Below are 17,644 nucleotides of genomic sequence, written 5' to 3'. Positions count from 1 at the left end.
TGCCCCTCGCTTCAGAACATGCCCGGCCCGCCCTGCGGGCGCGTGGCGGAGGTTACGATTACCGACGACTCCCAGCGGCCGGGCACGTGGGTATAGGCCAGCTCCTGCGTCAGCGCCGGCTGGCTGAGGTAATAGAGCGTGAGCACCAGCTCCTTGAACTGCTGGTAGGCGGGATCCGCCGCGGGAGGAGGGCCGAACGGATTGGCGCGCGGGGCATCGGACGGGGCCAGCGCGGCAGCATCGAATGCCTGCAACGTGGCCTTGCGCTCGGCCGCAGACAGCGCCGCGAAGCCGCCACCCAGCGCAGCAAGCCGGTCGAGCACATCGGCCAGCGCAGTGGCTGTGGCAGGCGCGGCCCAGTTGGCCAGCAGCCCCTCGAACAGCGCCGGCACACCCACGTCCACCGCGCCCGGCGTGTCGGTTTGCGGCACAAGGGTGTCGGCGGCAGCGACCAGCGTGGCGCGCTGCGTGTCGCTCAGCAGGTCGGCCTCGACCGCCGCCAGCGCCTCGAACGGCAGGCTGACAACGCTCGCCCCCACCAGCAGCAAGGCGCGCGCCAGCAAGGTGCGGCGATCCACGCCCTTGGCTCCCATCATCCCAATTCTCCCATCGTTCCGCAAAGTTAGAGAAGGCATAAGCTTCCGGCAAATCGATGCATCGGATATGCAGGCATCTGGCAAAGCGATAAAAGGAGCAAGGGGATGCTGGTAACGGACAGGCGCACGGTGCTGCGCGGCATGGGGATCATGGGCGCAGCGGCGATCATCCCGGGATGCTCAGGCGGAGGCGATGCAGCGCCCGCCGCAACAGGCAAGTTTTTCGAACGCATCGGCAAGCCCATCGGCCTGCAGCTTTATGCCATGGGTGAGGAAGTCGGCGCCGACCTGCCCGGCACACTGGCAGCGGTGAAGGCCATGGGTTACGGCGAGGTTGAACTGCCCAACACCTATGGCAAGGACCCGGCCGAGATCAAGGCGATGGCCGATGCTGCGGGCATCGCCATTGCCTGCCTGCACGTACCCGCCGTGCCTTTCGACCGTTCGCGCGATGGCCTGACCTTCCAGTCCGATCCGGATGCCGTTGCCGCCGTGGCGCGGGGTCTGGGCATCACCAGGCTGGTCATCCCCTTCCCTGTCCTGCCCGAAGGCTTCGCGCCGCAACCGGATGAACCCTTCCCCGTGGCGATCGAGCGGGCCCTGGCCGGTACCGGCATCGACCACTGGCAGCGCGTGGCCGAGCGGTTCAACCAGATCGGCAGCGAGATGAAGGACCGCGACATCGAGCTGGGCTATCACAACCACAATCTGGAATTCGCCCCGCTGGGCGATACCACACCCTTCGCCGTACTGATGGACGAAACCGATCCCGACCTGGTCAAGTTGCAGCTGGATCTTGGCTGGGTGGCGCAGGCGGGCCTCGATCCGGCGCAGGTGCTGCGTGAACAGGGGAGCCGCGTCACCTCACTGCATGTGAAGGACGTGGCTGAAGGCGGGGCCAACAGCTTCTATTTCAACGCCACCCCGACCGAGGTCGGTTCCGGCCGGCTCGACTGGAAAACCATCCTGCCGCTGGCGGCCGAATTGGGCGTCCAGCACTACTTCGTGGAGCAGGAGCCGCCCTATACCATCCCCCGTGCCGAGGCGATGGCCAAGAGCGCCCGCTTCCTGCAGGCTCTGGAAGCCTAGGCGGCAGCCAGGCAGCGGCGGATATAGGCATATCCGTCGCTGACCACCTCCATCGGATCGGCGAAAAAATCGCGCCATACGCGGGTGGCGGCGGCAAGCTCGGGCACGGCCTGGCCGAAGGCCTCGATGGTCAGCCAGCCATCGTATCCACGCGCCTGCAGCAGGGCGATGGCTTCAGCGATCTTGGCGTGGCCCTTGCCGGGTGTGCCCCGGTCATTTTCGGCAATGTGGATATGGGCGACAACCTGCGCCGCCAGCAAACTGTCCAGTGCCGCGATCGGATCCTTTTCCTCGATGTGCGCATGGAAAGTGTCATACAACACGCCAACTGCGGACGAATCGACACGGCGCATCATGGCTTCGGCCTGCGCGCCAGTGTTGAGCAGATAGGCCTCGAACCGGTTGAGCGGCTCGACCGCACAAACCAGTCCCGCATCGGCAAACAACGGCCCGATAGTCCGCAGAAATTCGGCACAATGGTCCAGTTCCTGCGCGGTCGCCGGACTGCCAGTGAACTCGCCAAGCGGCTGGAACAGCGGGCCGACAATGCTCTGCGCGCCAAGTTCGACCGCACAATCGAGCAGCCGGCGCACGTGATCAACTGCGGCCGTGCGGGCGGCAGGATCCGGCGAAACCGGGTTGTGCGCCGCATCGGGTATGGTGGAACAAACCGTTCGCGCCAGGCCCAAATCATCCAGCAACTGCCCTAGCCGGCGATAGTGCGCGGGGTCCGAGGTATCGAACACGGGTATCTCTGCCCCGTCGTACCCCGTTGCGGCGATGGCTTCGAGCATCGGGCGGTGGGCCGGGGTCACATGCCCGGTCCACAACAGCAGGTTGATACCGATCTTCATCGCGTGTTCTTGCCCCGCTCGAAGAACCAGACCGCACCGAACACGAAGAACAGCACCACCGGGATCACCGCCACGGTCTGGAATGATGTTTCCGCCGCATAGGCCAGTACGCCGTGCATTTCGGGCGTGCCCGGTTGCAGCGCGGCCAGTGCTTCTGCCCCGCCGGCGCGCGCCAGCTTGGCCTGGTCATAGATCGCGCCCAGTTGCGGCAGGACGAAGCGGATCGCCAGCGCCCCGGCAAAGCCGACGAGGCCAATGCCCCAGGGCCCGCTCTTGGGAAAGCGGCGGGCCACGGCGGCCAGCATGGTGGGCCACATGAAGCACACGCCAAAGGCCCAGAACGTGGCCGCGAACAGCGCAGTGGCGGCCGATGTCGCCGTGCTCAGCAGGTAAAGCCCGATGGCGGCGGGCACGGTGGTGAACCACAGCAGGCCCATGTCGGAGAAGCGGTGCTCCAGCGCGCCGGCAAAGTGGCGCATCACGAACATGATCGCGCTGACATAGACCAGCACCAGGATGCCCGAGAAGCCGACCGTCTCGGTCAGCGTCACGTCCACCCACGCGCCGGGGGCCAGTTCCGCGCTGGCGGTGAGGAACATGATCGCAAAGAAAATCCAGAAGGTGGGCCGCTTGAACGGTTCGGCCATCATTTCATTGAAGCTGACCCCCGCCACCGTGCTTTCCGTCTGCGGAAACGTGTGGCGCATGGCCCAGACGGCCAGCGCCAGGCCGGGAATGATCGGCAGGGCAACCAGCAGCCGCCAGTCAAGGTCGAGCTGGCGGAAGAACAGCACCGACAGCAGCCCGCCGACGATGATCCCCGCCGGCCACCAGGCGTGGAGCGCGTTCAGTTTGCCCGTCTTGTCATCCGGATAAAGCGTGGCGATGACGGGGTTGATCGATGCCTCGGTGGCCCCCCAGCCGAAGCCCCACAGCACCATGGCGACGTTGAGCACGGCATAGATGGCACCGCCCGTCCCCGCGCTGGCCAGCACCAGCGCCGGGCCCACCACGAAGCAGAAGGCGGCAAACAGGATCACCTTCTTCGCGCCGAACCGGTCCAGCAAAGGGCTGATCACAAGCAGGCTGAGGGCAAAACCCAGGAAGCTGTTGCCCAGCACCGTGCCGATCATTTCGCCAGAATGGATGGCATCGATCGGGTCGAGCAGGTCGGCCTTCATTGCCCCGGCCGCCCCGGCACGAACGGCATTGGCCAGCGCGGCGGTGAACAGCGCAAGCACGCTGATCCAGTAGATGGCCGATCGGTTGATCGCCGGTTGTGGCTGGCTGGCCATTCCTATTCCCCTTCCCCGTTGGTCCCGTTGGTCGGTGCCGGATCGCAGCCCTCCCCTTCCAGCCGCAGCGCCCAGCGCGTGGCACCCAGCAGCAGGGCGACATTGCCGGCCTCGGCGTAATATTCCGCCTTGTGGCCCAGCGCCGAGAAGAACGCGCGCCCCTGGCCCTGGCAGTGCCACCAGACCATCGGGTGATCGGCCCCCATCGCCAGGTCCTGCCCCATCAGCCCTTCGGGCTGGTAGGTCGCCTCATCCAGCGTCAGCAGCACGTTGTAGCCCTTGGCCCGGGGCGAGGCGGCGAAGGAATACCACTCCTCCTCGCGCGTCCATTCGTCCGGCAGCGTGGCCGTGGCGGGGTGGTTCTTGTCCTCTACCCGCAAGGTGGCCTGCTGGAACTGCGGGTCCATCGGGTGGCCGATGAACTGCGCGCCGATCAGCTCGTCGACATACCAGGTCCAGGCATATTCATTATCGCCACCGCTGCCGTGGAAACCCACGAAGCCGCCGCCGTTCTCTATGAAGGACTTGAAGGCTTCGCGCTGATCGGGGGTGAACACGTCGCCCGATACGTTGTTGAACACCACCGCATCGAAGCGGGCGAGGATTTCGGGCGAGAAGGCCGCGCCGTTTTCAGTGGTGTAGATGCCCCAGCCGTTCTCCTGCGCCAGTCGGGCAAACAGGTCATTGGCAGCCGGGATCGCCTCTTCGTGGCGGAAGCCGTTGGTCTTGGAGAAGACCAGGATGGCCGGGCGCGGCAGGTCGGCGGGAATATCGGGCGCCTGCGTCTCGTAGACTTTCACCCCGCCCAGGAACATGCGCTGGATCGTATCGCGGTTGACCAGCAGAAACAGGCCCAGAGCCACGATCACGCCCAGCACCAGCAGGCCGCAGCCCTTGCGCGAAACCAGCTTCATCGATCCACCCCTTATCGCCGCGCCATGCTGCGCGGTCCGTTCAGGGCAGACCTTAGGGCCAATGGACCGATTGATGAACCGCTTTGAACGGATAGGGAGCTATCCGCCCGCTGGATAGCTTTGCGGCCTCAGCGGCAAAGGTTCCGGATGTGGGCGAAGGCTTCGGCCGACGGACGCTGCGGCTGGCATTCGATGCCGATCAGGCCGCGGTAGCCCAGCCGTTCGAGCATCGCGAGCGCGCCCGGCCAGTCGATAGCGGCAGACCCCGGTTCACCCCGCCCCGGCGCATCGGCAATCTGGACGTGCACCACCTGGTGCATCGCGGCCTGCAACTCGGCTTCCGGATCTTCGCCCTCCACCACCGAATGGTAGAGATCGTAGAGCACCTTCACGCGCGGACTATCGACCATGTCGGCTACCACCACGCTGTCTTGCGTGGTCGAGCACAGCACGCCGGGATGATCGTGCCGGGTATTGGCCGATTCCAGCAGGATCGTGGTGCCCAGTTCCTCGGCAATCGGCACGATCTTGCGCAGCGCATCGGCAAAGATGGCAAGCTGCACCGGCCGCTTCAGCCAGGGCACGCCGCGCCCGGAAGTGACCACCACGTTGCCGCAGCCCAGGAACCGGGCGTTCTCGGCCGCCTCGCGGAAGGTTTCGCAGAAGCCGTCATGCGTGGCGGGGTCGACCAGCTGGGTGACGTAGTCCGCCACAGTGCTGACCAGTTGCACGCCGTTGGCATCCAGCGCCGCCTTGATGGCTGGCAGGTCGCGGCCCTTGAGAAGGAACAGTTCCACCTTGGTAAAGCCCGCAGCGGCGGCTGCGGCAATGCGGTCTTCGATCTTCTCGCCCGCTTCAGTGAAGCCATATTCGAGGTTGACGGATAGCTCCCAGCTCATGCGTCCGGCCCCCACACCCGGCGGGCCATCGCCTGGTGGCGGCGCACCTGTTCGAAGGCGTCGCGCATGTCATAGGCGTGGCCTTCCCACTCGCTCACCATCGTGCCGGTGAAGCCGCCATCCTTGAACAGGCGCAGGATCGTGTCGTAGTCGATCGCTTCCTCAACCAGGTCCTCGCTCACGCCGTAGAACTTGCCGTGGATGTGGATCGTGCGGTCAACCAGCGCGGCCCAGCTTTTGGGGTCGTGGTTGGAGAGGATGAAGAAGGCCAGGCACGCCGCCTGGATGTGCAGCGGCTCATGCCCGTGGGCCATGCCCCATTCGCGCAAACGCCCGGCCTTTTCGTAGCTCTGCCCGTCCTGCAGCCAGACTTCCTTCAGCTTGTTCAGCAGGTCTTCCTTCGCACCCTTGGCGCGGGCGGCGTCCAGCATCGATTCCGGGATGCGGCTGGCCGTCCCACCGAAGTCCGGAATCCAGCCCAGGTAGGGGGTGTTCAGCTTGTCGTACATCTCGCCATAGGCCTGCACGGCCGGGTGGCCGGCCCACATCGGCGCGTGGACTTCCACGCCCATGCGGATGTCCAGCTCCTCGGCATAGGGAGCGACCTCGGGCAGCAGGTGGACCGGCAGCGCGAACTGGTAGCGGACCAGCTGGAAGCCCAGCTTCTTGGCGCTGCGCAGCTGGCGCTTGTGGTACTCCACCAACGCCGCGTCCTCGATCGGCTGCTGGCCGGGCTTCAGGAAGCGGTCGGAATTGATCGCGCAGGACACGGGGTTAAGGCCGGTATCGGCCATCATCTGCTGGAACTGCTCGGCGAAGGCGTCCGACACGTCGGGGAACTCGCGGAAGCTCTGGAAGCCGATGATCTCGATGTTGGGACCAAGCTTGCGCTTCGCCACTTCGGCCAGCAGCGTATCCAGCTCGAACTGGCGGGTGAGGAATTCGTTGGTGAACGAATAGAGCGTGACGCCCACTTTGGGGCCGGTGGCGGTGGTCATTGTTCGATCCTCTCTCAGGCGGCCACGCGCAGCGTGTCGGTCTGCGGGTTCACGCGCTTCATGCCGGGAATGTAGGGCGGGCTGACGAACAGGTTCAGCGCCACCTCGTGCTCGCTGTCGACCGGAAGGGCCAGCGAGGGAAGCACCAGGAACGACGAATCGCGGATGAACCAGAAGGTGTCGACCTTCTCGCCATTCTCGGCCAGCGGCCAGCTCTCGCCATTGTATTCGATCTGCGCGTCGGAGAGGTCGACCGCCCTGCCGTCAACCTCCAGGCTGGCCACTTCGACCACCGAGAACGGCAGGCTGCGATACCACGGCAGGCGCATGGCCAGTTTCACGCCGCTGCCGCTGGCAGCAAGCCCTTCTTCCCCGATCACACGTTCGACTGGCAGCATCGCTATCCTCACCCACAGAATTGGAAGTGACCTTGGGGCCACTAATAGAATTGGGCTTCTAATTTTCTGGACGAGCGCGGTCAAGCCCATTATGACGCGCCGGACAAACGCAATCAGGCCCCAGGGGACGGGATCAGTGGACAGCTTCGACTACATCATCATCGGCGCAGGCTCGGCCGGCTGCGTCCTCGCCAACCGGCTCAGCGCCGATCCTGCCACCCGCGTCCTGCTGATCGAGGACGGGGGCGACAACCAGCACCCCTTCATCAAGATGGCCGGCGGCTTCGTGAAGATCATGGGCAACCCGGCCTACTTCCGCGTCTACCCGCTGAAACCGCGCGAAGGGATGCGCGGCGGCATCCACACCTATGGCCGCGGCATGGGCGGATCGAGCGCGATCAACGGCACCTGGTACCTGCCCGGCATGCCGCAGGACTTCGATAGCTGGACCGCCATGGGCCTGCCCGGCTGGGGCTGGGACGAGATCGCCCGCTGCTACAAACAGGTGGAAAGCTATCGCGAGGCCGGCGCCCACCCCGGCCGTGGCCGCGATGGCGAGCTGCAAATCACCGCCAGCACCTATCAAAGCCCGGTGTTCGACGCGCTGGCGCAAGGTTTCGCCACGCAAGGCATGCCCTGGCTGGACGACATCACCCAGCCCTACTCCCACGGCGTGGGCCGCTCGCAATACACGGTGGACCGCAAGGGCGTCCGCGAGAGCACCTACAAGGCCTTCATCAAGCCGGTGGAGGGCCGCCGCAACCTGGCCGTGGCCATGCACACGGCGGTGAAGCGCATCGTGATCGAAAACGGCCGCGCTACCGGGGTTGTCACCGAGGCCCACGGGCAGGAACGCACGTTCACCGCCAAGGGCGAGGTGATCCTCTCCGCCGGGGTCTATGGCTCGCCCCACCTGCTCCAGCTCTCCGGCGTGGGGCCGGGCGCAGCACTGCAGGGCCTCGACATCCCGGTGCTGGCCGACCTGCCCGCCGTGGGCCAGAACCTGTCCGATCACACCAAGTTCGGCGTCTCGTTCGACCTGACCAACCACCCCGGCACCAATCGCGAGTTCTTCGGCTGGCGGCTGTACCGCAATGCCCTGCAGTATTTCCTCACCGGCACCGGCCACCTGGCCCGCGTGGGCATGCCGCTGACCGGCCTCGTTGCCAGCGAGGGGGTGGACGCGGACTGGCCCGATTTCCAGGTGGCCGCCGCCCCCTTTGCCATGCGCACGGTGAACGAGATGGCCGCCAAGCCCGGTAGCCCGCTCACCCCCAATCCGGGCCTCACCTTCTCCGGCTATCACCTGCGCCCCAGGAGCCGTGGCAGCGTGACGGTGACGTCACCCGATTTCCGCACCGTGCCGGTGATCGACACCGCCATCTGGGCCGACCCCTACGACAAGGCCAAGTCGATCGAGCTGTTCAAGCTGTTCCGCGCCATCGCCACCAGCGATCCGCTGAAGCCCTTCATCGGCCGGGAGCGGATGCCCGGACCGGAAGTGCAGGATGACGAGGCCATCGCCGCCGAACTGGCCAAGATGGTAGAAGGCGGCCTGCACGGCACCGGCACCTGCCGCATGGGCACCAGCCCGGCGGATTCGGTCACCGATGCGCGCTGCCGCGTTCACGGCGTGGCAGGGCTGCGGGTCATCGACTGCTCGATCATGCCCACGCCCGTTTCCGGCAACACCAACGGCCCTGCCATCGCGGTGGCGCAGCGGGCGGCCGAACTGGTGCTGGAAGACGCGCGCGGCTGAGCCTTACAGCGAGCGGATGCGGACGTTGCGGAAAGAAATTTCCGCGCTTTCGATCTGCAACAGGATGCGCCCGCGCGTGACACTGGCATAGGCGCGATCGGCCTCATGCTGGGCCTGCAGGCCATAGAGCGCGGTGACAATGCGCCCGTTGACCACGTGGGCCGCGCTGTCACCCCGGCAGATCAGCTCCACCGTGTTCCAGCCTTCCAGCGTATCGAAGTTGCCGTCTGCCCGGATATGCTGGCGCAGGTTGGGCCCGGCATTCACCTGCGGCGCATACTGCGTGTTGCCGGGGAAGTCGCGCGGCCACGAAGGCAGGCCCCCGGCGGATATCGCCTGGATCGCCCGGTGGTTGACCGGGATGGCATCGCCCGTGCTCTGCTCCATGATCTGGTATTCCACGCAGTCCGGCCACAGGTAATCACGGCCCGAGGGGGCGTGGTAGAGGATGCCGCTGTCACGCTTGGCCAGTTCACGCGGGGCAAAGCGGCGCGGGCCCCACTTGTATTCCAGGCTCAGGTGATAATCGCCGTATTCCTCCGCCGTGGCGATATAGCCCATGCCGGGGTTCTCCGGGCCTGTGTATTCCGGGCCCAGCACGTGCATCTCGCCATCGTGGAAGGCGATCACCCCGTCGCGGTCCTGCGCGCCCACGCCATCCTGGAAGAAAGTCCAGCCGGTCAGGTCACGCCCGTTCAGCAAGGGCCGCCAGTCGCCGCCCGCGCTCCCGGCTTGCGCCAGCACGCCGCCCGGCAGCAGCGCCGCTGCTCCCGCACCCAGGCCGAGATGGGCCAGCAGGCCGATGGCTTCGCGTCGTGTCGTCATGGTCTGTCCGCTCCCCGGCGGGGCGATCCTTGCGCCCTTCGAAACGCTATCTAAGCGTTGCTTAAATTAGATGCAAGCGCCAGATTGGGCTGGCCCCCGCGCCAATCGGTGTTAGGGCGGCAGCGAACGGAAAGCCCAAAGCGATGGCCAGCAAGAAGCCCTATCACAAGGAAGACCTGCGCGGTGACCTGCTGGCCGCGGCACGCGGCTGGGTGGCAGCGCACGGCCACCTGGGCCTGTCCATGCGCACGCTGGCCCAACAGGTGGGCGTTTCGCCCGGGGCCCCCTATCACCATTTCCCGGACCGGCGGGCCCTGCTGCTGGCCGTTGCGAGCGAGGGCTTTGCCGAGATGCTGAGCCTGTCGCGCGTGGCTGTGGCGGCGACGGGCGATCCGGTGGCGCGGCTGCGCGAACTGGGCCGCGTGTTCGTGGCCTTTGCCGCCGCCAACCCCCACCTGGTGGACCTGATGTACGAAAGCGAGCTGACCACGCCCGCGATCGATCCGCTGCTGCTGGATTACCAGCTTGGCGCGCACGAAATGCTCAGTGGCGCGGTCGTGGCTGCCTGCCCGGATATCGACGGCGCGGAAGCTGGCCTGCGGTCCATCGCCTACTGGTCGGCCATCTATGGCTTCGCCTCGATGGTGCGCAAGGGCGTGATCCGTTCCAGCCGGGTCCTGCCTTCCGCCGAGAAGCTGGGCGATGCGGTGGTGGAACGGGCCTTGCGGTCGGCCATTGGCGCCTAGGAATGGCCGGGGCTTGAAAACGGCTGGCCGGCAGGCCCGGCGCTAGCGCGTTTCCACTCGTCGCGAAACTGGGAACGGCCCTGCCCGTGCATGATTAGCGGAGTCCCCCACCCGCTTACCGGAGAGGTAATCCCATGCCGACCAAGACCACTCGCGCCAAACCCAAAAAGGGTGCGCGCACTACCCGCCGTGCCACTGCCGCCGCCAAGCGCCCGCAGGATGCCATCGCCCTGCTTAAGGCCGATCACCGCGAGGTGAAGAAGATGTTCGCCGATTACGAGAAGCTGGAGGAGGATGCCGACAAGCAGGCCCTCGCCACGCAGATCTGCGATGCCCTGACCGTGCATGCCCAGATCGAGGAGGAAATCTTCTATCCCGCCGCCTACGAGGCGCTGGACGAGGACGACCTGATCGACGAGGCCGAGGTGGAGCACGCCAGCGCCAAGGACCTGATCGCCCAGATCCAGGCCAGCAGCCCGGCCGAACCGCTGTTCGATGCCAAGGTGAAGGTGCTGGGCGAATACATCGACCATCACGTGAAGGAAGAGGAAGGGGAGATGTTCCCCGAATGCCGCTCCAGCGACATGGACCTGAAGGCGCTGGGCGAGCAGATGCGGGCACGCAAGGCCGAACTGGCCGCCTGATCGCGGTTACCCGCAAGGAAAGGCCGGTGGCGACACGCGGTCGCCACCGGCCTTTCCCTTGGCGGCTGCGCTCAGTATCTGGCAGAGACGCGCACGCCGAACTCGCGCGGGGCACCATAGAATTCGTTGAGCCCGAACTGGCCCGAGACGTAGCGTTCGCGCGTCAGGTTGGTGCCATAGGCTTCCACCGTGACTGGATCCATCGCCAGCGTCAGGCTGGCGGAGACCAGGTCATAGCCCTCGATCAGGTCGGTCACCGGATCATAGGCCAGGTAGGTGAAACGATCGCCTACGTGCGAGTAGTTGACCCGCGGGGTCAGGTACATGTCGCCCCCCAGTTCGATCTCGTAGGCTACACTGGCGTTATAGGTCCACTTGGGCGAATAGAGGCTTCGCCCGCCCTGGGTGGTGACGATGGCCGGGGTATAGTCGAAGCATACCAGCGGGTCGGCAGGCACGCCCGCCGGGCACTGCGGCACGGTGGTGCCGCTGGGCACCAGCCGGGTGTTGACGAAGGTCAGCCCGTCGATGTTCGACTTCACATAGGCCACGCTGCCATCCAGCATCAGCCCGCCGAAGCGGCCCTGCACCTGCGCCTCCAGCCCCTTGATGGTGCCGCCGGCCACGTTCTCCACCCCGCTGAAGCCGGTGGACGGCTCCAGGATCTCGAACTGGAAATCGTTGTAATCGTAATAGAAGGCATCGACCTGCGTGCGGATGTGGCGGTCGAACAGCTCGCTCTTCAGCCCCACTTCGTAGTTCCACACCGTTTCCGGCGCGAAGCGCGAAGTGGCGGAGTTGAAGCCGCCCGGCTTGTAGCCGCGCGAGGCGAAGGCATAGAGCAGGTGGCCATCGTCCACCGTCCAGTTCAGCGCCACCTTGCCGGTCACCATGTCGTCCTTGTGGCGGCCGGACAGGTCTGCCACCGGCAGGCCATCGGGCGGGAAGCCTGGAATGCCGCGCCCGATCAGCACCTCGCCCGTGCCGCTGGCTTCGTACGATGACCAGCGCGTGCCCACCTGCAATTCCAGGTCAGGATCAAGCTGGTAGTTGACCTGGCCGAACAGGCCCAGCGTGGTGCGCTTGTTGTCCGGGAAGATGTCGGTGGGAAAGCCCGCCTGGTCCTGGAAGATGCGCACGGTGATCAGGTTGCGCTGGAAATATCCGCCGACCACCCAGCTCAGGTCCCCATCGGTGGGGGAGATCACGTTGATTTCCTGGCTGTACTGCTTCTCGCCCGCGAAATAGTCCGAGCTGACCTCGCCGCCGACGATGGTAGGGGGGCCGTTGGGATCGGGGATCAGGAACGGGGCCTGCGAGGCATCGTCGTCGTTGAGCGCGTTGATCCGCTTGTGCTGGAAGCCGCTGAGCGAGCGCAGCACGGTGCCGTCGCCCAACTCCTGGCGCAGTTCCAGGCTGGCCTGCACCGCCCGCTCGCGCCGCGCGGTGGGGGTGTCGAAGCTGAGCGTGTAGATGTCGCCCGTGCGATAGGTGCCGAACTGGGTGCCCGCGATGGGGCGGTAGGCATAGCCGCCGGTTTGCCGGTCGTTGATCTGCACGCGGGCCAGCGCCTCGAACGCACCCGGCTGCCAGCGCAGGGTGAAGCGGCCCGCCGTCTCGTCCAGCCGCCCGGCCTCGTTGGCGAAGGGGCCGACATCGGTGTAATAGCTGTCGCGCTGGCGGTGCAGGCCGGCGGCGCGGAAGGCCAGGTCTTCGCCCAGCGGCACGGTAACCGCGCCTTCCACGGCGAACAGGTCGTAACTGCCCGCCTCGGCCTGGGCATACCCCTCTACCGCGCCGAATTCCGGCTTCTGCGAATTGAGGAAGATCGCCCCGCCGGTGGAATTGCTGCCCACGAAGGTGCCCTGCGGCCCGCGGAACACTTCCACGCCGGCCAGGTCGAAGAAGCTGTTGGATTGCACGATCGGTGGCTGGAACAGCCCGTCGACATAGGTGGCAACGCCCGCAGTCACGTTGGGCGACCCGGCGGCTAGGCCGATGCCGCGGATGTTGACCGCCTGGGTAATCCCGGCATCGGTGATCGAGACGGCCGGGGCGATGGTTTCCAGCCCCAGCGTGTTGATCACCCCGCGGTCGGCCAGCGCCTCCCCATCAAGCGCGGTGGCGGCCACGGCCACGTTCTGCAGGTTCTCCTCGCGCCGCTGGGCGGTGACGATGATATCGCCCAGCCCTGCGGTGTCGGCACTGGTGGCAGCCTCATCCTGCGCCGCGGCGGCCTGCGGCAGGGCCAGCGCCAGCACACTGGCAGCGGCAAGATAGCGGGTGATGCTCATGATGGTCTTCCCCTCTGATATATTATGGTTTTGTCGTGACTGTCAGCGCGGCTGCCAGGCCGATGCGGCGCGCAGGAAAGCCTGCGTCTCGTTGTCCGCCTCATCGCCCAGCGGCGGGAAATAGCTGAGCTTGACCACCACGGTGCGAGTGGCCGGATCGACGAAGATGTACTGTCCCTGCAGGCCGATGGCGGAATAGGCGGTATCGCCCATGGTCCACCACTGCATGCCATAGCCAAGGCCCGGCTCGGGCACGCGCTCGGTAGGCCGGGTGGACTGGGCCACCCAGTCCGCCGAAACGATGCGCCGGCCGTTGGCCACGCCGCCGTCCAGCATCATCTGACCCACGCGGGCAAAATCGCGCAGCGTGGCGTTATAGCCCGCGCCGCTGAACTCGCGGCCCACACCGGGCGCGCCGTCCATGATGAAGAAGCCGTCCGCCTCGGCCCCCAGCGGCTCCCACAGGTTGCGCGCCATGTAGGCGGCCAGCGGCATCCCGCTTACCCGTTCGAGCAGCAGGCCCAGCACGGCAGTATCCAGCGTCTTGTATTCGAACAGCGCGCCCGGCTCAGCCTTGCGCTCGATGGTCCGCGCGGCATCCACGAAACGCACCCGGTTCTGCACCAGCGCACCGATGTGGTTGCTGGCCGCCGCGCCGGGATTGGCGAAGTCGTAACGCTCCTCGTAAGCCACGCCCGATCGCATCTGCAGCACCTGCCGCACCGTCACCCCGCGATAGCCGCCTTCGGCCAGTTCGGGCAGGTAGCGGTCAACGGGATCGTCCAGCGAGGCGATCAACCCCTGCTCAGCCGCCACGCCGACCATGATCGAGACCAGCGACTTGGTGGCCGACCAGCCCATGAACCGGTCCGCCGGGGTGCTGTTGTTGCGGTACGCCTCATAGACCACGCGCCCGTCCTTCAGCACCATGATGGCGTTGGTATAGGTCCGCTCGATCCCCTCCTGCGCCGACCAGGTGCGCCCGCCGAAGTCATAGCTGAAATCCAGCGCGTGGCTGGCCTGCGGCAGCACCCAGGGCTGGCCGGCATGTGGCACGGTGCGGGTGGTGAACAGCCGGTCCATGCTGCGAAACGCCAGGCTGCTGAACGGCTGGTCCAGCATCAGCCAGCGCAGGTTCTGCACCGTCACCGGCACTTCGCTGGCCGCCGCGCCACCCTGCAGCACCTCAGGCAGCACGGGCTGGCCAAACGCGGCAGTTCCGGAAACCGCAGCGGCCAGCGCGCACAGGCTGGCCAGCCCGGTTCTGATACGGCCGGTTCTGAAACGGGTCATCGGTAATCCTCCTCCATGTTTGGAGGCCGGATTACCGGGGCGCGAAACTCGCGATCAGTACCAAATGGGATATGCGGGGCCGAATTGTGACAGGTGCTGCGGTGCGGTTACAGCCGCGCCAGCGCAGTGCACACGTGGCGCACCAGATCGGTCTGCCGGCCCACCCCGGCCTTGGCGAGGGCACTTTTTAACTGCATCCGCGCGGTCCCTTCGGCAATGCCGCGACCGGCGGCATACTCCTTCACCGTCAGCCCCTGCACCAGCGCAGCGGTCAGCAGCGCCTCGGCGGGCGTCAGGCCGAAGAACCGCTCGATCGCAGCCGCGTCCACCTGCGGCGGCATGCGCGGCGAGGTGAGCGCCAGCAGCGTCAGGTCCCGCTGCCAGGTGTCGGGTCCGGGGCTGGCGCGCTGCAGGTAGCGCAGCAGCACCCCGTCCAGCGGCAGGTCTCCCGCCACCAGGCAGGTGCCGCCTGCCGATCCGCGCACAAGGTCGCGCACGGCAGCAGCGGCCTGCGGCTGGCGGAACTGCAGCGCGTTGCCCGCCAGCCGCACCTGCGGCAGCGCCTGCAGCAACCGCTCCGCCGCGCCGTTCAGCCAGTGCACCCGCAGGCCATCGTCGCAGGCCAGGATCGGCAGGGTGGCGGACTGCATGATCTGTTCCGCCAGGGCAAACCGCGCGCGCGCTTCCGACAGGCTGGCGATCTGCCGCGAGATCTGCCCGAAATGCGGGGTCAGCGTGTCCAGGAAGCGCTGCTCGCGCGGGGTAATGTCATGCCATTCGCCGCGCGGACGGTGGCAGATCAGGGTTATGAAGTCGCCCGGCTCCAGTCGGTAGCCGATCCAGAAGCCCGATCCCAGGCCGCACCCGGCCAGGCCTTCCTGCAGTTCCTGCCGGTCCTCCGGAGTGAAGGCCTCGCTGCGCTGGTCGCTGTCGATCTCCAGTTCCACCGTCTGCTGGGTATCGCTGCGAAAGCGCGGGCTGGCGGGGGAATTGGCCCAGGCATCGTGCTCTGCCGCGTGGGCGCTGGACCAGGAATCGCGGAAATTGACCAGCGGAAGCAGCAGGTTTTCCTGCGTGCCCAGCCGCTGCACCACCACGCTGGCCAGGCCCAGCCGCTGCTTGATGGCATCGAGCGTGGCCGTCCACCGCGCGGGGTCGGTCGTTGCGCCGTAGAGCGAGGCAATCAGCGCGTTGTCGTCCATGTCCAGGTGCTCCTCCCCAGCAGCCTGCGCCCGTTGCCGGGGTGACGATCATCGTCGCCCTGCGGTCTAGCCGTGCGGCCATACCCGCGCAAGCGAAGCGCGGCCCCCCGCCTATCGAGCCCGTCACCTTCGATCCGCCCGAATGGGCGGCGCCCCAGTGAATCCGCCCGAGTGGGTGCCGCCCGAATTCGATCCGCCGGAAATCACGCCGTTCGACTGGACCAGTTTCGACGATGCCGACTACCCGGGCTCCGAGCCGACGGCCGGATCGTGTCGATCCACGTGGGCCGCTGAGCCCTACCGCCGTGCCAGCAGGGCCACTCCACCATCTTGCCGGACCGCCCCAATTTGCGGATCGCCCGGGTCCGGTAATCCGGCCCGGCTGTCACTATGACCGTACGTCGTCGGCACGAGCGGGAGTCTGCGCCGACCACCCCCCGCCAAGAGCGAGGAAGACCCGGATTTGCGCACGCGAGACAAGGGCGTCCTGCTCGGCCAGTGCGGCCCGGGCCTCCGCCAGGGTGCGTTCGGCGTCCAGCCGCTCGAGCGCGTTGGTGGTCCCTTCGCGCTGGCGGGCACGGCTGATCTGCATCGCCCGCGTGGCCGCAGCCTCGGCCGCCTGCAGCCGCTGCCGCCTGTCGAGCGAGCGGGCGTAGGTGCTGAGCGCTGTCTCGGTTTCCTGCAGTGCGATCAGCACGGCACCGTCGAACGCCGCCAGCGAGCCCTGTGCCTCGGCATCGGCGGCGTCGATGCGCGCCCGCACCGCTTCGGTGTTGGGAAAGGCCCAGTCCACCAGCGGGCCAAGGAGGAAGCGAAGGGCTCCGCCGGTCAGCAGGTCGCCCAGCCCCGCAGCACTCGCGCCTACCGACCCGCCCAGCGTCACGCGCGGGTATAGGTCTGCGGTGGCAATCCCGATGCGGGCGGTGTCGGCTGCCAGGCGACGCTCCGCCGCGCGAATATCCGGGCGACGGGCGAGCAGCGCGCTGCCATCGCCCACGGGCAATGGCGTGGCGATGGTCAGCGCCACGCTGCGCTCCCCCGCAACCGGCGGAAGTGCGGCAGGCGTGCGGCCGGTCAGCGTTGCCAGGGCGAAGAGCGCCGCCTGCCGCTCGGCCTGCAGCAGGGGGATGGCGGCGGCGCGCTGTTCGCGCAGGGCCTGCAACTGCGCCAGGCCAAGTCCGCTTTCCACCCCGGCTTCGTGGCGGCGGCTGGTAACGGCAATCGACCGGTCCAGCAGCGCCACGATATCCTGCGCCACGGCAACCTGTGCTGCCGCGCCGGCGGCATCGGCATAGGCGCGAGTGGTCTCTGCCACCACGAGCACGCGCACCGTGTCGGCATCGGCCTGGGCGACTTCCACGTCCGCCCGCGCCGCTTCTACCCCCCGGCCCACCCGGCCGAACAGGTCTGCCTCGTAGCTGATCGACAAGCCGCCATCATAGGCAAAGCCTTCCCGGTCCGCGCCCGGCGGCAGCGTGCTTTCAGCCGCGCGGCCATAGCTGGTGCCGGCCCCGAGCCCGGTCTGCGGCAACTGCCCGGCCCGCGCCCCGCGCAAGGCAGCACGGGCGCGCTGTATACGGGCGCTGGCCTGGCGCACGTCGGTGTTGGCGGCCAGGGCATCGGCCACCAGGCCATCGAGCACGGGATCATCGTACAGCCGCCACCACTGGTCGGGCAGCGGGGTGGGCGTCACCACGCCCGCCTCGACGGAAAGAAAGGGGCCGGTCGTCGCCAGGGGTGGGGGGACTGGAGCGACGTAATCCGGCCCCACCGCGCAGGCCGCCAGGGCCAGCGTGGATAAGGTCAGGGTAAGAGAGCGAAGACGCATGGCGAACTCC

At 67.1% G+C, this 17,644-nt stretch carries 16 protein-coding genes; 4 read left to right on the top strand and 12 right to left on the bottom strand.

Annotation, left to right across the window (positions count from 1 at the left end):
* Nucleotides 1-11: 11 nt before the first annotated feature.
* A complete protein-coding gene (locus tag GRI99_RS09665) occupies nt 12-596 on the bottom strand; it encodes a gluconate 2-dehydrogenase subunit 3 family protein (protein ID WP_160771840.1) in 585 nt (194 codons plus the stop codon).
* A 105-nt stretch (nt 597-701) separates the two neighbouring features.
* Between GRI99_RS09665 and GRI99_RS09660 the strand changes: the two genes are divergently transcribed.
* Nucleotides 702-1,685, top strand: a complete 984-nt coding sequence (locus GRI99_RS09660) for a sugar phosphate isomerase/epimerase family protein (protein WP_160771839.1) — start codon at nt 702-704, stop codon at nt 1,683-1,685.
* Here GRI99_RS09660 and GRI99_RS09655 read toward each other — a convergent pair.
* The 6 genes from GRI99_RS09655 to GRI99_RS09630 form a co-directional block, all read right to left on the bottom strand.
* The gene (locus tag GRI99_RS09655) at nt 1,682-2,539 is read right to left on the bottom strand and encodes a sugar phosphate isomerase/epimerase family protein (protein ID WP_160771838.1); all 858 of its coding nucleotides are present in this window, start codon (nt 2,537-2,539) and stop codon (nt 1,682-1,684) included. The genes GRI99_RS09660 and GRI99_RS09655 overlap by 4 nt on opposite strands.
* Entirely contained in the window at nt 2,536-3,834 is a 1,299-nt protein-coding gene (locus tag GRI99_RS09650) for an MFS transporter (protein WP_160771837.1), read from the bottom strand. The genes GRI99_RS09655 and GRI99_RS09650 overlap by 4 nt, the downstream gene beginning before the upstream one ends.
* Before the next feature lie 2 nt (nt 3,835-3,836).
* The gene (locus tag GRI99_RS09645; RefSeq protein ID WP_160771836.1) at nt 3,837-4,748 is read right to left on the bottom strand and encodes a ThuA domain-containing protein; all 912 of its coding nucleotides are present in this window, start codon (nt 4,746-4,748) and stop codon (nt 3,837-3,839) included.
* A 128-nt stretch (nt 4,749-4,876) separates the two neighbouring features.
* A complete protein-coding gene (locus GRI99_RS09640; RefSeq protein WP_160771835.1) occupies nt 4,877-5,647 on the bottom strand; it encodes a TIM barrel protein in 771 nt (256 codons plus the stop codon).
* Nucleotides 5,644-6,645: a sugar phosphate isomerase/epimerase family protein gene (locus tag GRI99_RS09635; protein WP_160771834.1), complete on the bottom strand. Its 1,002-nt coding sequence runs from the start codon at nt 6,643-6,645 to the stop codon at nt 5,644-5,646. Before GRI99_RS09635 ends, GRI99_RS09640 begins: the two co-directional genes overlap by 4 nt.
* Nucleotides 6,646-6,659: 14 nt before the next feature.
* Entirely contained in the window at nt 6,660-7,043 is a 384-nt protein-coding gene (locus GRI99_RS09630) for a C-glycoside deglycosidase beta subunit domain-containing protein (RefSeq protein WP_160771833.1), read from the bottom strand.
* A gap of 136 nt (nt 7,044-7,179) precedes the next feature.
* On the opposite strand from GRI99_RS09630, the gene GRI99_RS09625 reads away from it, so the two are divergent.
* Complete coding sequence (locus GRI99_RS09625) at nt 7,180-8,802, top strand: GMC family oxidoreductase N-terminal domain-containing protein (RefSeq protein WP_160771832.1); 1,623 nt, start codon at nt 7,180-7,182, stop codon at nt 8,800-8,802.
* Between the two features lie 3 nt (nt 8,803-8,805).
* Here the strand turns inward: GRI99_RS09625 and GRI99_RS09620 are convergent, their stop codons facing one another.
* Nucleotides 8,806-9,627 carry a 3-keto-disaccharide hydrolase gene (locus tag GRI99_RS09620; RefSeq protein ID WP_160771831.1) on the bottom strand — a complete coding sequence of 274 codons (822 nt, stop codon included), beginning with the start codon at nt 9,625-9,627 and terminating at the stop codon, nt 8,806-8,808.
* Nucleotides 9,628-9,770: 143 nt separating this feature from the next.
* On the opposite strand from GRI99_RS09620, the gene GRI99_RS09615 reads away from it, so the two are divergent.
* Nucleotides 9,771-10,373 (top strand): TetR/AcrR family transcriptional regulator, encoded by a 603-nt coding sequence (locus tag GRI99_RS09615; RefSeq protein WP_160771830.1) that lies wholly within the window; start codon nt 9,771-9,773, stop codon nt 10,371-10,373.
* 134 nt (nt 10,374-10,507) lie between these two features.
* Nucleotides 10,508-11,017 (top strand): hemerythrin domain-containing protein, encoded by a 510-nt coding sequence (locus GRI99_RS09610; protein ID WP_160771829.1) that lies wholly within the window; start codon nt 10,508-10,510, stop codon nt 11,015-11,017.
* Between the two features lie 71 nt (nt 11,018-11,088).
* Here the strand turns inward: GRI99_RS09610 and GRI99_RS09605 are convergent, their stop codons facing one another.
* From GRI99_RS09605 to GRI99_RS09590, 4 genes are all read right to left on the bottom strand, one after another.
* Nucleotides 11,089-13,311, bottom strand: coding sequence for a TonB-dependent receptor (locus GRI99_RS09605; RefSeq protein ID WP_160771828.1), 2,223 nt, complete (start codon nt 13,309-13,311; stop codon nt 11,089-11,091).
* A 42-nt stretch (nt 13,312-13,353) separates the two neighbouring features.
* Entirely contained in the window at nt 13,354-14,604 is a 1,251-nt protein-coding gene (locus GRI99_RS09600) for a serine hydrolase domain-containing protein (protein WP_160771827.1), read from the bottom strand.
* A 107-nt stretch (nt 14,605-14,711) separates the two neighbouring features.
* Nucleotides 14,712-15,806 carry a helix-turn-helix transcriptional regulator gene (locus GRI99_RS09595; protein WP_160771826.1) on the bottom strand — a complete coding sequence of 365 codons (1,095 nt, stop codon included), beginning with the start codon at nt 15,804-15,806 and terminating at the stop codon, nt 14,712-14,714.
* Nucleotides 15,807-16,194: 388 nt separating this feature from the next.
* The gene (locus GRI99_RS09590) at nt 16,195-17,634 is read right to left on the bottom strand and encodes an efflux transporter outer membrane subunit (protein ID WP_160771825.1); all 1,440 of its coding nucleotides are present in this window, start codon (nt 17,632-17,634) and stop codon (nt 16,195-16,197) included.
* Between the last annotated feature and the right edge of the window lie 10 nt (nt 17,635-17,644).

Source organism: Alteraurantiacibacter buctensis (assembly GCF_009827655.1).
Lineage (GTDB): Bacteria > Pseudomonadota > Alphaproteobacteria > Sphingomonadales > Sphingomonadaceae > Alteraurantiacibacter > Alteraurantiacibacter buctensis.
The sequence above is the reverse complement of the archived record's forward strand: the minus strand, read 5'-3'. Positions and strand labels throughout refer to the sequence as shown.